The organism is Gallicola sp. Sow4_E12 (genome assembly GCF_052116305.1).
GTDB lineage: Bacteria > Bacillota > Clostridia > Tissierellales > Peptoniphilaceae > JBQKLI01.
Genome location: NZ_JBQKLI010000006.1, coordinates 69010 through 81144, shown reverse-complemented (window position 1 = coordinate 81144; position 12135 = coordinate 69010). Strand labels below are relative to the sequence as shown.

Here is a 12135-nt window from a genome sequence, read left to right as displayed (position 1 = left end):
AGAAACACCAGCAGAAGCAGCTGAAGAATCAACAGAAGAGGTTTCTGCAGAATAGTCCCCTATAAAAGGAGGCAATATGAAAGAATTAGTTGAAATCATAGCAAAGGCTTTAGTAGACCATCCCGAGAAAGTTGTTGTCAACCTTCGCGAAGAAGGAAACAAGACGATTGTAGAAGTGAAAGCTGAAGACAAAGATTTGGGAAGAATTATTGGAAAAGAAGGGAGAATTGCCAAGGCAATTCGAACTGTCGTAAAAGCGGCTTCCATTAAAGAAGGCAAAAAAGTTTTTGTAGATATTATACAGTAGGTTTTCAAAGTGGATTATATTAAAGTAGGAAAAATTGCCAACACTCACGGTGTTCGGGGAGAATTAAAAGTTCAGTCTTTGACAGACTACGACGAGAGATTCTCAGAAGGACACAGCTATTATATTGGAGAAGAGAAAAAAGAAGTCCATATAAAATCATTCAGAAACCATAAAGGAATGCTCATTATGGTATTTGAAGAATTCGATAATATCAACCAATGCGAGAAGTACAAGGGTGATTTCTTATATGTCTCAAAGGAAGATCGTTATGAACTTCCTGAAGATTCGTATTATGTAGATGATCTGATCGGTTTTGAAGTGCTTCACGAAGGCGAAAAGATCGGTGTCCTAAAAGAGATTCAAACTTCTTATGTCAATGATATTTATATCATTGAAACGCCTGGGGGAGATATTATGATTCCAGCAGTGAAAGAATTTATTCTAGAGATAAATCTTGAGGATAAAAGAATATTTGTAAACTTGATTGAAGGGATTTTAGAATGAGATTCGACGTATTAACTCTATTTCCGGACTTCATTCGAAATATGGAAGACTATGGAGTGATCGGAAAAAGCATTCAGAAAGAGATTATCGAACTGAATGCTGTTAATATCAGAGATTATTCCTTAGACAAGCATCGCAGAGTTGACGACATTATTTACGGCGGGGGAGCGGGCATGCTTATGACTCCTCAACCGATTTTTGATGCGGTGGAATCCTTGGACAAAAGGCAGGGACCTGTAATTTATCTTTCTCCCCAGGGGAAAGTTTTGACACAAGACCTGTGCAAAAAGCTCTCGGAGTATCCCCAGCTGATCCTTTTATGCGGCCATTATGAAGGAATCGATGCTAGAGTTCTTCATGAAGTCGTAGATGAGGAGGTTTCCATCGGCGACTATGTACTGACTGGCGGCGAGCTGGGAGCCATGGTACTTATTGATGCAGTTTCCAGAATGATTCCTGGGGTGTTGGGAAATGAAGAAAGCGCTGTTTCCGACTCTCATTATCAAACACTTCTTCAGTATGATTCTTATACGAGACCCAGAGAGTATAAAGGAATGAAAGTTCCGCAAGTGCTTCTTGACGGTAATCATAAGAAGATCGAAGAGTGGCGCAATGAAAATGCTGTTGAAAATACGAAAAAGAAACGGCCTGATTTGTATCAAAGATATCTGCAAGAAAGAATTGAAAGAGACTAAAACTTGTGATATAATCACAAAGTTATAAAAAATGTAAAACGAATGGTCCTCTGCTTAGATGCATGAACATTAAAAATTAGGAGGTTTTTACAAATGGATATTATTAAACAATTAGAAGACGAACAAGTAAGAGAAAATCGTCTTGACTTTAAAGTAGGGGATACTGTTAAAGTAGACTACAAAGTCAAAGAAGGTAATAGAGAAAGAATCCAAGTATTCGAAGGTACAGTAATCCGTATTCAAGGAACTGGCATTCGTAAAACATTCACTGTAAGAAGAGTAGCTTACGGAGTTGGAGTAGAAAGAACTTTCCCTATGAATTCACCAAGAGTTGAAAATGTTAAAGTAGCTCGCCGCGGTAGAGTTCGCCGTGCGAAACTATACTACTTAAGAGATCGTGTAGGTAAAGCTGCAAGAGTTAGAGAATTAAACAAATATTAAGAAAAATGCGCTAATTTTATTAGCGTTTTTTTAATTGAAAGAAAAGGTGATAAAGATGGATCATATTAACTGGTTTCCAGGCCATATGAAAAAGGCTACAGATTCGATAAAGAAATCCTTAAAACTTGTGGATTTAGTAGCTGAAATCGTCGACTTGAGAATACCTGTATCCAGCAGAAATCCAGTGATCGACACGATTATTGGACAGAAACCCCATTTAATGATATTAAACAAAAAAGACTTGGCGGACCCAAGGGAAAATGACCGCTGGACAGATGAATTCAGCAAAAGGGGCCACGAAGTTCTTCGTGTGGACAGTCTTCATGACAATGTGACAAAGGAACTTGAAAAAGCAGGCCGAAGAGCATTAAAGGAAAAGTTTAAGAAAGATCGGGAAAAAAATATTGAAAACGATCGAATCCGAATGATGATTGTAGGTATCCCAAACGTTGGGAAATCAACATTAATCAATCGCGTTGCAAATAAAAGGATTACAAGAGTTGGAAACAAGCCTGGTGTTACAAGACAAAATCAATGGATAAAGACCGGAGGAAATTTCGAACTTCTAGATACGCCGGGAATCCTTTGGCCTAAATTCGAGGATCCCAAAACAGGGCTTCATTTGGCTTTTATCGGTTCGATTAAAGATGAGATTATGGATAAACAAGATCTAGCTTTTGAATTATTAAAGGTTCTTCAAAAACAAGACCCGAAAATTTTAGAAGAACGTTATGGGATTACAACGAAAGACAAAACGACTCTCCAAATTATGGAAGATATCGCAGTAAAACGGGGAGCTATTATGCGGGGGCAAGAAATCGACTATGAGAGAATAGCAACTCTGATTTTAGATGAATTTAGAAAAGGCGTTATGGGCAGGATAACCCTTGAAAAGGTTGAAGATTATGTTTGATTTTTCCCTTGAAGAGTATGAAAAGAAATACAACTTATTAGCAGGGGTCGATGAGGTAGGAAGAGGACCTTTAGCAGGTCCTGTTGTCGCTTGTGCTGTTATTATGCCTAAAGGTATGATTATAGAGGGGGTAAAGGATTCCAAAAAGCTTACCCCTAAAAAAAGAGACATGCTGGATCTCCTTATCCGGGAGCATGCTCTTGGAATAGGAATCGGCATTGAAGATGAAAAATCCATCGATGAGATCAATATTAAGCAGGCTACAAGAAAAGCGATGAAAACAGCATTGGATAATATCTTTACGAAAGAGGGCGAAAAAATATCGGCAGATATTGTTTTTGTAGATGCCGAAAAAATCGACTGTCAGATTCCCCAAGAGAGCTTGATAAAAGGAGATGACCGCTGCTTTATTATCGCATGCGCCTCTATCGTTGCAAAGGTGCTTCGAGATAAAATGATGGTAGAATATGAAGAACAATACCCGGGTTATGATTTTGCAAAAAACAAAGGATATGGAACAAAAAAACATCGCGAAGCTCTTTTGGAGATAGGACCTTGTTCGATTCATCGAAAAACTTTTCTAAGGAAGATTCTTCATGGAAAAGTCTAATGAAAGAGGATCTTTAGGAGAACAACTGGCAGAGGAATATCTTTTGAAAAAGGGGTATACATTCTTAGATAGAAATTATAAACGATTTACAGGTGAAATCGATTTGATATTTACGAAAGGGGATCTTCTTGTATTTGTAGAAGTGAAGGCCCGCAAGAATGCAGATTTTGGATATCCTTCGGATTTTGTAACGGAAGAAAAGCAAAGAAAAATACTTTCTGCAGCAGAAATTTATATCAATGAAAATGAGCTATATGATTATCAGCCGATTTTTGATGTTATAGAAATATTTTTGGAAGAGCCTATTAGAATCGAACATATAGAAGATGCTTTTCCTTAAAGGGGGTAAAAATGTTTACAGCAGGTATTATTACTCTATCAGATAAAGGAAGCCGCGGCGAAAGGGTTGATGAAAGCGGCAGAGTGATCGAAGAAATGATTCAAGAAGCGGGATATGAAGTGAAACACAAGGAAATTATTCCCGATGATCTCAATCTGATAGAAGAGAAATTGATAGAATACAGCGATGTGCATCAAGTGGATTTAATTTTGACTACTGGCGGAACCGGCTTTAGTCCAAGAGATGTAACACCGGAAGCTACAGAAAAGGTAGCGACAAGAAGAGTCCCTGGGATAGCGGAGGCTATGAGAGCTTACAGCATGACTATTACAAAAAGAGCAATGCTTTCTCGAGCGGCTTCTGTCATTCGAAACAATACCTTGATTATCAATCTTCCAGGAAGTCCAAAAGCAGTAAAAGAAATTTTGGATTATATTCTACCGGAGTTAGATCATGGTCTTAAAATTCTCAAAAATCTAGATGGAGAATGTGCTCGATAAGGAATACTTGTTATGATTCTATCTAGTTGGTATAATTGATATAAGTAATAAATTGAGGAGGAATTAGAATGATTTCAGCAGGAGATTTCAGAAAAGGCACTACATTTGAAATGGACGGTGACGTGTGGCAGGTCATGGATTTCCAACACGTTAAACCGGGAAAAGGGGCAGCGTTTGTCCGAACTAAAATCCGTTCTGTGATGAGCGGTGCAAACAAGGACATTACCTTTAACCCAAATGATAAATATCAAGAAGCACGTATTGAAACAAAAGACATGCAATATCTTTACAATGACGGAACATTATATTATTTTATGGATCCGAATACATACGATCAAATTCCAATTGAAAAAGATTCAGTGGAAGATGCGATCGTATATATTAAAGAAAACGATATGGCAACCCTTCGTTTTTACAAAGACAAAGCATTTGAGGTGAATCCTCCCAATTTTGTTGAACTAACTGTAACAAAAACAGAACCTGGAGTAAAAGGCGACACTGCTACAGGTGCTGTAAAACCAGCGACTGTGGAAACAGGAGCTACTGTAAATGTTCCTCTTTTTGTAGAAGAGGGAGATGTAATCAAAATAGATACTCGTTCAAACGAATATCTATCACGAGTTTAAAGGAGAATTATAATGGATCATTTATATGAAAAAATTGCGTATTTAAAAGGCTTGTCTGAAGGTATTCAATTAGAAGAAGAAACAAAATCAGGAAAACTTATCAGCGAAATGCTTGAAGTTATGGGCGAATTAGTAGAAGAAGTAGAAGACTTAAATTATTATATGACAGATCTTTATGAGTATGTTGGATTCGACGAAGACGATGAAGATTACGATGACGAAGATTTTGATGATTATGATGAAGATATCTATGAATTCGTAACTGAAGACGATGATATCGAAGATATCGAGTAAATGATCCGCTAAGTAAGAGAGAGTAAATAAGGGAGCAGGTAATAGATACTAGGCAGTAGGGATTGAAAACTTTTGAGCCATTAGCTCAAAAGTTTTCAATCCCTATTTCCTATAACCTACAACCTGCTCCCTCTTTTTTTAGTCCATATCCTCTCGGATTTCACCTGTTCGATAAGCGTTAAGCAGTTCTTTTAATTCTTCAATTGTATTTTGAAGGGCTTTTCCTTCGTCCGTATCTTTGATTAGAATTCTTTCGGAAAATTTTTCGGTTACATGGACCTTTGGAGTATAGGCGCCGTGGACTGTTTCCATTGTTTCATAATTGGAATGTTCTGCTAAAGAAAGATTATGGGAGTTGAAGGTTAACGTGTAGCCTGCGATTCCTGTTTTTGGCTGATAAGCTTTTGAAATCCCGCCATCGATTACATATACTTTTCCATTTGCGGAAATGGGCTTTTCTCCATCTTTCATTTTAACGGGAACATGTCCGTTTATTATATGAGATCTTTTAGGATCTAGTCCGAATTCTTCGAATATTTTATCTACATATTTTTCTTCTTTGCTTAATGCGTAATACGGATTATAGTATTCTTCGCGGACACCTTTGTCGTCGACAAATAAATTTTCGAAAGCAGATAATTGGCTTTTTCCAAACATAGGAGATTTTGGACCGCACCACATATACCAGAACATATCGATGGCTTTCTGGCGTTTCAATTTGTGAGTACTGTGCTGTGCCAGACGAACTTGGTTGTCAAAAAAGTCGAGAAGGCTTTTTCCGCTGTAAACTTCCCCTTCATATTCAAATGTAGAGAAAGATCCGTCTTTTTCCATCGGTATGCAGCCGTGAACTAAAATATTTGAGTTCATGATTTTATAAACGCTTCCGATATTAAGAAGATATCGGATATGTTTTTGAAGCTTTTCGCTATGGGCAAAAGAAGATTTAAGCAAAGATATAATCTGTTTTTCTTCTTCGGTTAAACGACTCGGGAAATCAGGATCAATAGTGGGAAAATGATCATCTAGAAGAGGATACTCTTTTCCATCCCAATCTGTATAAATATTTCTTTTAAAATCCACTTTGCGGAATACATTTCGATGATCCATGCCAAGTTCTGGATTGCGGTCGATGAGCTGGCTTGTGAGTTTAAACTGGATCATGGAAATGGCTTTGTACATTTTTGCAGTAATATCTTTTGAAAAATTGTCGTATTTGTTTGGAGTCAAGATGCGGGGCTGGAATCTTTCGCAAGGATCGTCCCCGTATGTACTTTCTGCAAAGACAGACAAAGGTCTTAAATTAATCGCATAAGCCGCTTCGATAGATTCATAATTGCTGTAGCTTAAGGCGTTTCGTATTACATTGCAGATGAGAGATTCATTGCCAAGAGCCGCTCCGATCCAGAGAACATCATGATTGCCGAATTGAAGATCGACATTTTCCCGGATCATCAGGATATCGACTATTTTATCGGGGCGAACGCCTCGATCGTAAATATCCCCTACAATGTGCAGGTGGTCGATGCTTAGATCCTGGATAACGTGGCAGATAGTGCGGATGAAGTCAAAGGAAGCGTCGATTTCGATAATTGTATCGATTAAGGTGTTGAAATATTCGCTTTTATTCATTTCTTCGCCGCTTACGTTCAGCATCTCATCGATTAATTCGCGATAATGTCCCGGAATTTTAGTACGTACTTTGTGGCGAGAATATTTTGCTGCAACCCGTTCTAAAACCCTTAGAAGGTTTATAATCGTTTTCCTAATCCAGATAGGAGTAAATTTCTTATTATCTTTCATCAGATTCATAAATTTTGAAGGCTCGTAGATAAGGTTGGACAATTGGTTCTTTTCATTTTCTGAAAGACTGCCGCCAAATTCTAGAGATATTTTATCCCTTGTATTCCCGGAAGCGCTTCTTAAGATTCTGGCAAAGGCATCGTGCTGACCGTGAAGGTCGCTTAAAAAGTATTCTGTGCCCTTTGGCAGGACAGAAACGGCAGTGAGTTCAATAATTTCGCTGGAAGCTTCTTCAATGGTCTTGTATTTTTTTGAAAGCAGTTCTAAATATCGTCGACTTTTCATTCATACTCTCCTTATTATCGTTAAATATGCCTACTTTATTTTATTATATCATTCCTGAAAAAAAGAACCATAGTTGTGATATAATTCCTCTGTAAAAGGGGCTTTATCTCTATAAAGCAATAGTATTTTTAGCCTCTATTTGGTATAATAGTAGCATTATCAGTGGCGAAAAGCCACAAGGAAGGAGAAGAGATGAAAAACAAATTTATTAAATTAATAGCAGCGACGCTAAGCTTAGGATTTTTACTAACAGCATGCGGCGGAGCTGGTGGAAATGGCGGCGGAGGTGCTGATTCAGACAGCATTATTATCGGCGGGATTGCACCGTTAACTGGGAATGTAGCGATTTATGGAACAACAGCTACAAACGGCGCAAAACTTGCGGTAGAAGAAATCAATGCCAACGGCGGTATTTTAGGAAAGCAAATCGATTTTAGAGTAGAAGATGATAAAGGCGATATCACAGAAGCTACAAATGCTTACAACAAATTAGTAGATGAAGGAATGGTTGCTCTATTGGGGGCTATCACTTCTCAGCCTACAGGTGCTGTAGCAGAAATGGCTGTAACGGATAATATGCCGATGATCACTCCTACTGGAACTCAGTTCTCTATTACAGAAGGAAGACCTAATGTTTTCCGTGTATGTTTTACAGATCCTTTCCAAGGAGAGATGCTTGCGCAATATGTAAATGACAATATGCAAGGCAAAAGAGCAGCTATTATGACAAATACTTCTAGCGACTACTCAAACGGAGTTGCAGAAGCGTTTAAAACAAAAGCAGAAGAATTAGGAATCGAGATTGTTGCAGAAGAGTCTTATGGAAACACAGATACAGACTTTAGAGCGCAATTAACAAATATTGCTGGAACAAATCCAGACGTACTAATGATTCCTGATTATTACCAAATTATCGCTCTTATTGCACCGCAAGCAAGAGAAGTTGGAATCCAATCAACTATGATCGGTCCTGATGGATGGGATGGAGTTGCAAAACAAGTAGATGCATCAGCTATTGACACTGTAGAAGGAGCGATCTTTACAAATCACTATTCTGTAAAAGACGAAAACGAAAAAGTACAAAACTTTATTAAATCTTATACAGAAAAAAATGGCGAAGAACCTTCTGCTTTCTCTGCATTAGCATATGACGGAATCTATATGCTGAAAGATGCTATTGAAAAAGCTGGTTCTACTGAGGACAAGCAGGCGATTGTAGATGGATTAAAAGGTATTCAATTCGACGGTGTCACTGGACATCTAGAGTTTGACGATAACAACAATCCAATCAAATCTGTATCTATGATTAAGGTTGTAGATGGCGACTATACGTTAGATTCAGTGATTGCGCCAAAATAATAATATCAGAGAGGGCCATCTCCCGTGGAGATGGTCTCTTTCATGAGGAGGAAAATTTTGAAATTCATACTTCAAATAATTAATGGACTCCAGCTTGGCAGTATTTACGCTTTAGTGGCGTTGGGATATACAATGGTTTATGGAATTGCAAAACTAATCAACTTTGCTCACGGAGATATCCTGATGGTGGGCTCGTATGTTGCATTGTTCAGCATTCCCCTTTTAAATTCAATGGGATTGCCGGTTTGGGCTTCAGTGCTTCCAGCTGTAATCTTTTGTACAATTTTAGGGACGGTAATCGAGAGATTAGCCTATAAACCTTTAAGAAATTCTCCTAGAATCTCTGCCTTGATTACAGCTATCGGAGTCAGCTTATTATTGCAGAATTTAGCGATGAAATATATCGGAACAGGGGCTAGGCCTTTTCCAAGCGTGTTCGAAATGGAACCGCTGCATATAGGAGAATTATCGATCAACTTTAATATATTTATCACTATCGTTGTAACGATTGCTTTAACCATTCTGCTTCAGCTATTTATGAAAAAGACAAAATACGGAAAAGCTATGGTGGCTACCAGTGAAGATGCAACGGCAGCAAAACTTGTAGGGATTAATATCGATACAGCGATTTCATTAACATTCGCTATCGGAAGTGCATTAGCAGCAGTTGGATCTATTCTTTATCTATCAAGTTATCCGCAGATTCAGCCGACTATGGGTTCAATGCTTGGAATTAAAGCCTTTGTTGCAGCAGTTCTTGGAGGGATCGGAATTATTCCAGGGGCTGTGCTTGGAGGATTTATTCTAGGAATTGTAGAAGCCTTAACGATGGCCTATATATCCACACAATTACGAGATGCCTTTGTATTTGGTATTTTGATTGTGGTCTTATTAGTAAAACCAACTGGTCTTTTAGGCAAAAACAAAAGAGAGAAGGTGTAGTATGCCAACGAATAAAAAACAGATCTATATATTGACAGTGGTTGTTTTAGCTGTTGTTTATGCGATTGTATTCTCTCTAATGTCTGCTGGATTGTTATCTCGTTATTGGTCGTCTCTTATAAATCTGATTTGCATCAATATTATTCTCGCAGTCAGTCTTAATGTTACTGTAGGTACACTGGGACAGATAACATTAGGACATGCCGGGTTTATGTCTATCGGTGCCTATGCAGCAGGATTGTTCTCAAAAGCTCATATTGTTGACGGATTGCCTGGATTTTTGATTTCCCTGGTAATCGCTGGAATCGTTGCGGGAATCGTAGGTGTTATCATCGGTATTCCAGGACTTCGGCTAAGAGGAGATTATCTTGCGATTATTACATTAGCTTTTGGGGAGATCATCCGTGTTCTAATCGAGTTCTTTGATTTTACGGGAGGAGCACAAGGGTTGTCTGGAATTCCAAGATTCCAAAACTTTACAGTATTTTTTATCCTGATGGCAGCATCTGTAGCTTTTATGTATTCTATGATGACCAGCCGACACGGAAGAGCAATTCTTGCTATTCGAGAGGATGAAATTGCCAGCGACTCCGTAGGGATCAATACAACGTATTATAAAGTGTTTGCCTTTGTAATTTCAGCAGTTTTTGCAGGAATTGCCGGGGGAATGTACGCTCATCAGATGGGTGTTTTAAATGCGAAACAATTTGATTTCAACTATTCAATCAATATATTAGTAATGGTGGTACTTGGCGGAATGGGATCTTTTACCGGAGCAACTATTTCTGCTACAGTATTGACTATTTTGCCGGAAATGCTTCGTGGATTCAACGACTATCGTATGATTATCTATTCTTTGATTTTAATCATCATGATGATTTTCCGTCCGTCAGGCCTTCTAGGCAGAAAAGAATTCCACATTACAAAATTTGTAAACAAATTTAGAAATAGGAAAAAGAAGGAAGGAGGAGAACTACGTGAGTAATGAAAAAGTTTTAAGAGCAAAAGATATATCCATCGTTTTCGGCGGACTTACAGCGGTAGATCATTTTAATATGGAAATCGGACAAAATGAACTTGTAGGGCTGATCGGACCGAATGGAGCAGGTAAAACTACTGTTTTTAATATACTTACCGGTGTCTATACTCCGACTTCTGGAGAGTATGAATTTGACGGAAAGAATGTCGATAAAGTCCACACTTATAAACTAGTGCAAAGCGGAATCGCCCGAACATTCCAAAATATCCGCCTGTTTAGCAAAATGTCGGTACTCGATAATGTAATCGTGGCTAACAATTTCAACATGGAATATAAGCCTCTTACTGGCGCTTTCCGGCTTCCTGCCTTTTGGAAAGAAGAAAAGAGAGAAAGAGAAGAAGCCTTAAAGCTGTTGAGTATATTCGATCTTGATCAATATGCAGATGTGGACGCGGAGAATCTTCCCTATGGACAGCAGAGAAAACTTGAAATTGCGAGAGCCATGTCTACAAAGCCGAAGCTGCTTTTGTTAGATGAACCGGCTGCAGGGATGAATCCGAAAGAAACTGAGGAACTTATGGAAACAATCCGGCTGATCCGCGATAAATTCAATATCTCTATTCTTCTAATCGAACACGATATGAAACTCGTTCTTGGAATCTGCGAAAGAATCATAGTGCTGGACCATGGAAAAATCATCGCTCAGGGAGATCCGATCGAAACAGTAAATGATCCCCGTGTAGTAACAGCTTACTTGGGAACTGCCGAAGATGCCGAGGAGTTGGAAGATAAGGTTGAAGAAACGGAGGAGGTGAAATAATGTCTGTCTTGGAAATCAACGAGCTTAATGTTTATTATGGAAATATCCACGCAATAAAAGATGTTAGTCTAAAAGTAGAAGAGGGAGAGATTGTTTCCCTTATCGGTGCAAATGGTGCTGGAAAAACAACAACACTTCAAACAATCTCTGGAATTATCCGTCCAAAGACTGGAACGATTCTTTTTAACGGAAAAGATATTACAAAAGAGAGAGCCCATAATATTGTAAAAATGGGTATCGCCCAAGTTCCGGAAGGAAGAAGGGTCTTTTCTCAGCTTTCTGTTAGCGATAATGTACGTTTAGGCGCTTTTACAGTAAAAGATACGGCAGAGGGCCTTAAAGCAAATCGTAAGCGTTTTTACGATATTTTCCCTCGTATGAGAGAAAGAAAGCAGCAGCTTGCAGGAACATTATCTGGAGGCGAGCAGCAGATGCTTGCCATGGGAAGAGCTGTAATGTCTAGACCAAAACTTTTGATTTTAGATGAACCCTCTATGGGATTATCGCCTTTATTTGTAAAGGAAATATTTAAAACGATAGTTGAACTAAACAAAAAAGGAACGACGATCCTACTCGTCGAACAAAATGCCAGAATGGCTCTATCTATTGCGGATCGTGCTTATGTTATCGAAACAGGAAGAATCGGTATGGAAGGACCAGCAAAAGAATTAGCTGAAAATGAAGATGTAAAAAAAGCATATCTTGGAGCATAAAGAA

Annotated in this window: 16 protein-coding genes; 15 read left to right on the top strand and 1 reads right to left on the bottom strand. The window is 38.5% G+C overall.

The window, feature by feature from the left end; translation table 11 throughout:
• The first annotated feature begins 76 nt into the window (after positions 1 to 76).
• The 10 genes from ACTQ46_RS04665 to ACTQ46_RS04620 all read left to right on the top strand — a co-directional run bounded on the left by ACTQ46_RS04665 (position 77) and on the right by ACTQ46_RS04620 (position 5230).
• A complete protein-coding gene (locus ACTQ46_RS04665) occupies positions 77 to 307 on the top strand; it encodes a KH domain-containing protein (protein WP_441747761.1) in 231 nt (76 codons plus the stop codon).
• Positions 308 to 316: 9 nt separating this feature from the next.
• Complete coding sequence (gene rimM, locus ACTQ46_RS04660) at positions 317 to 811, top strand: ribosome maturation factor RimM (RefSeq protein WP_441747760.1); 495 nt, start codon at positions 317 to 319, stop codon at positions 809 to 811.
• Positions 808 to 1506, top strand: coding sequence for a tRNA (guanosine(37)-N1)-methyltransferase TrmD (gene trmD, locus ACTQ46_RS04655; protein ID WP_441747759.1), 699 nt, complete (start codon positions 808 to 810; stop codon positions 1504 to 1506). The genes rimM and trmD overlap by 4 nt, the downstream gene beginning before the upstream one ends.
• A 93-nt stretch (positions 1507 to 1599) precedes the next feature.
• The gene (gene rplS, locus ACTQ46_RS04650; protein ID WP_441747758.1) at positions 1600 to 1947 is read left to right on the top strand and encodes a 50S ribosomal protein L19; all 348 of its coding nucleotides are present in this window, start codon (positions 1600 to 1602) and stop codon (positions 1945 to 1947) included.
• 55 nt (positions 1948 to 2002) lie between these two features.
• Entirely contained in the window at positions 2003 to 2860 is an 858-nt protein-coding gene (gene ylqF / locus ACTQ46_RS04645) for a ribosome biogenesis GTPase YlqF (RefSeq protein ID WP_441747757.1), read from the top strand.
• Positions 2853 to 3470, top strand: a complete 618-nt coding sequence (locus tag ACTQ46_RS04640; protein ID WP_441747756.1) for a ribonuclease HII — start codon at positions 2853 to 2855, stop codon at positions 3468 to 3470. The genes ylqF and ACTQ46_RS04640 overlap by 8 nt, the downstream gene beginning before the upstream one ends.
• Entirely contained in the window at positions 3457 to 3810 is a 354-nt protein-coding gene (locus tag ACTQ46_RS04635) for a YraN family protein (protein WP_441747755.1), read from the top strand. Before ACTQ46_RS04640 ends, ACTQ46_RS04635 begins: the two co-directional genes overlap by 14 nt.
• 11 nt (positions 3811 to 3821) lie before the next feature.
• Positions 3822 to 4310: a MogA/MoaB family molybdenum cofactor biosynthesis protein gene (locus ACTQ46_RS04630; RefSeq protein ID WP_441747754.1), complete on the top strand. Its 489-nt coding sequence runs from the start codon at positions 3822 to 3824 to the stop codon at positions 4308 to 4310.
• A gap of 68 nt (positions 4311 to 4378) precedes the next feature.
• A complete protein-coding gene (efp, locus tag ACTQ46_RS04625; RefSeq protein ID WP_441747753.1) occupies positions 4379 to 4936 on the top strand; it encodes an elongation factor P in 558 nt (185 codons plus the stop codon).
• 12 nt (positions 4937 to 4948) lie between these two features.
• The gene (locus tag ACTQ46_RS04620) at positions 4949 to 5230 is read left to right on the top strand and encodes a CD1247 N-terminal domain-containing protein (protein WP_441747752.1); all 282 of its coding nucleotides are present in this window, start codon (positions 4949 to 4951) and stop codon (positions 5228 to 5230) included.
• Between the two features lie 138 nt (positions 5231 to 5368).
• Here ACTQ46_RS04620 and ACTQ46_RS04615 read toward each other — a convergent pair whose 3' ends face one another.
• Positions 5369 to 7318 carry a fructose-1,6-bisphosphatase gene (locus ACTQ46_RS04615; RefSeq protein ID WP_441747751.1) on the bottom strand — a complete coding sequence of 650 codons (1950 nt, stop codon included), beginning with the start codon at positions 7316 to 7318 and terminating at the stop codon, positions 5369 to 5371.
• A gap of 192 nt (positions 7319 to 7510) precedes the next feature.
• On the opposite strand from ACTQ46_RS04615, the gene ACTQ46_RS04610 reads away from it, so the two are divergent.
• From ACTQ46_RS04610 to ACTQ46_RS04590, 5 genes are read left to right on the top strand one after another with little or no spacing between them, the layout of a single operon-like run.
• A complete protein-coding gene (locus ACTQ46_RS04610) occupies positions 7511 to 8677 on the top strand; it encodes an ABC transporter substrate-binding protein (RefSeq protein WP_441747750.1) in 1167 nt (388 codons plus the stop codon).
• 57 nt (positions 8678 to 8734) lie between these two features.
• The gene (locus ACTQ46_RS04605; RefSeq protein WP_441747749.1) at positions 8735 to 9619 is read left to right on the top strand and encodes a branched-chain amino acid ABC transporter permease; all 885 of its coding nucleotides are present in this window, start codon (positions 8735 to 8737) and stop codon (positions 9617 to 9619) included.
• Between the two features lies 1 nt (position 9620).
• Positions 9621 to 10604, top strand: coding sequence for a branched-chain amino acid ABC transporter permease (locus ACTQ46_RS04600; RefSeq protein ID WP_441747748.1), 984 nt, complete (start codon positions 9621 to 9623; stop codon positions 10602 to 10604).
• Positions 10597 to 11418, top strand: a complete 822-nt coding sequence (locus ACTQ46_RS04595; RefSeq protein WP_441747747.1) for an ABC transporter ATP-binding protein — start codon at positions 10597 to 10599, stop codon at positions 11416 to 11418. The genes ACTQ46_RS04600 and ACTQ46_RS04595 overlap by 8 nt, the downstream gene beginning before the upstream one ends.
• Positions 11418 to 12131, top strand: coding sequence for an ABC transporter ATP-binding protein (locus ACTQ46_RS04590; protein ID WP_441747746.1), 714 nt, complete (start codon positions 11418 to 11420; stop codon positions 12129 to 12131). The genes ACTQ46_RS04595 and ACTQ46_RS04590 overlap by 1 nt, the downstream gene beginning before the upstream one ends.
• Positions 12132 to 12135: the final 4 nt, after the last annotated feature.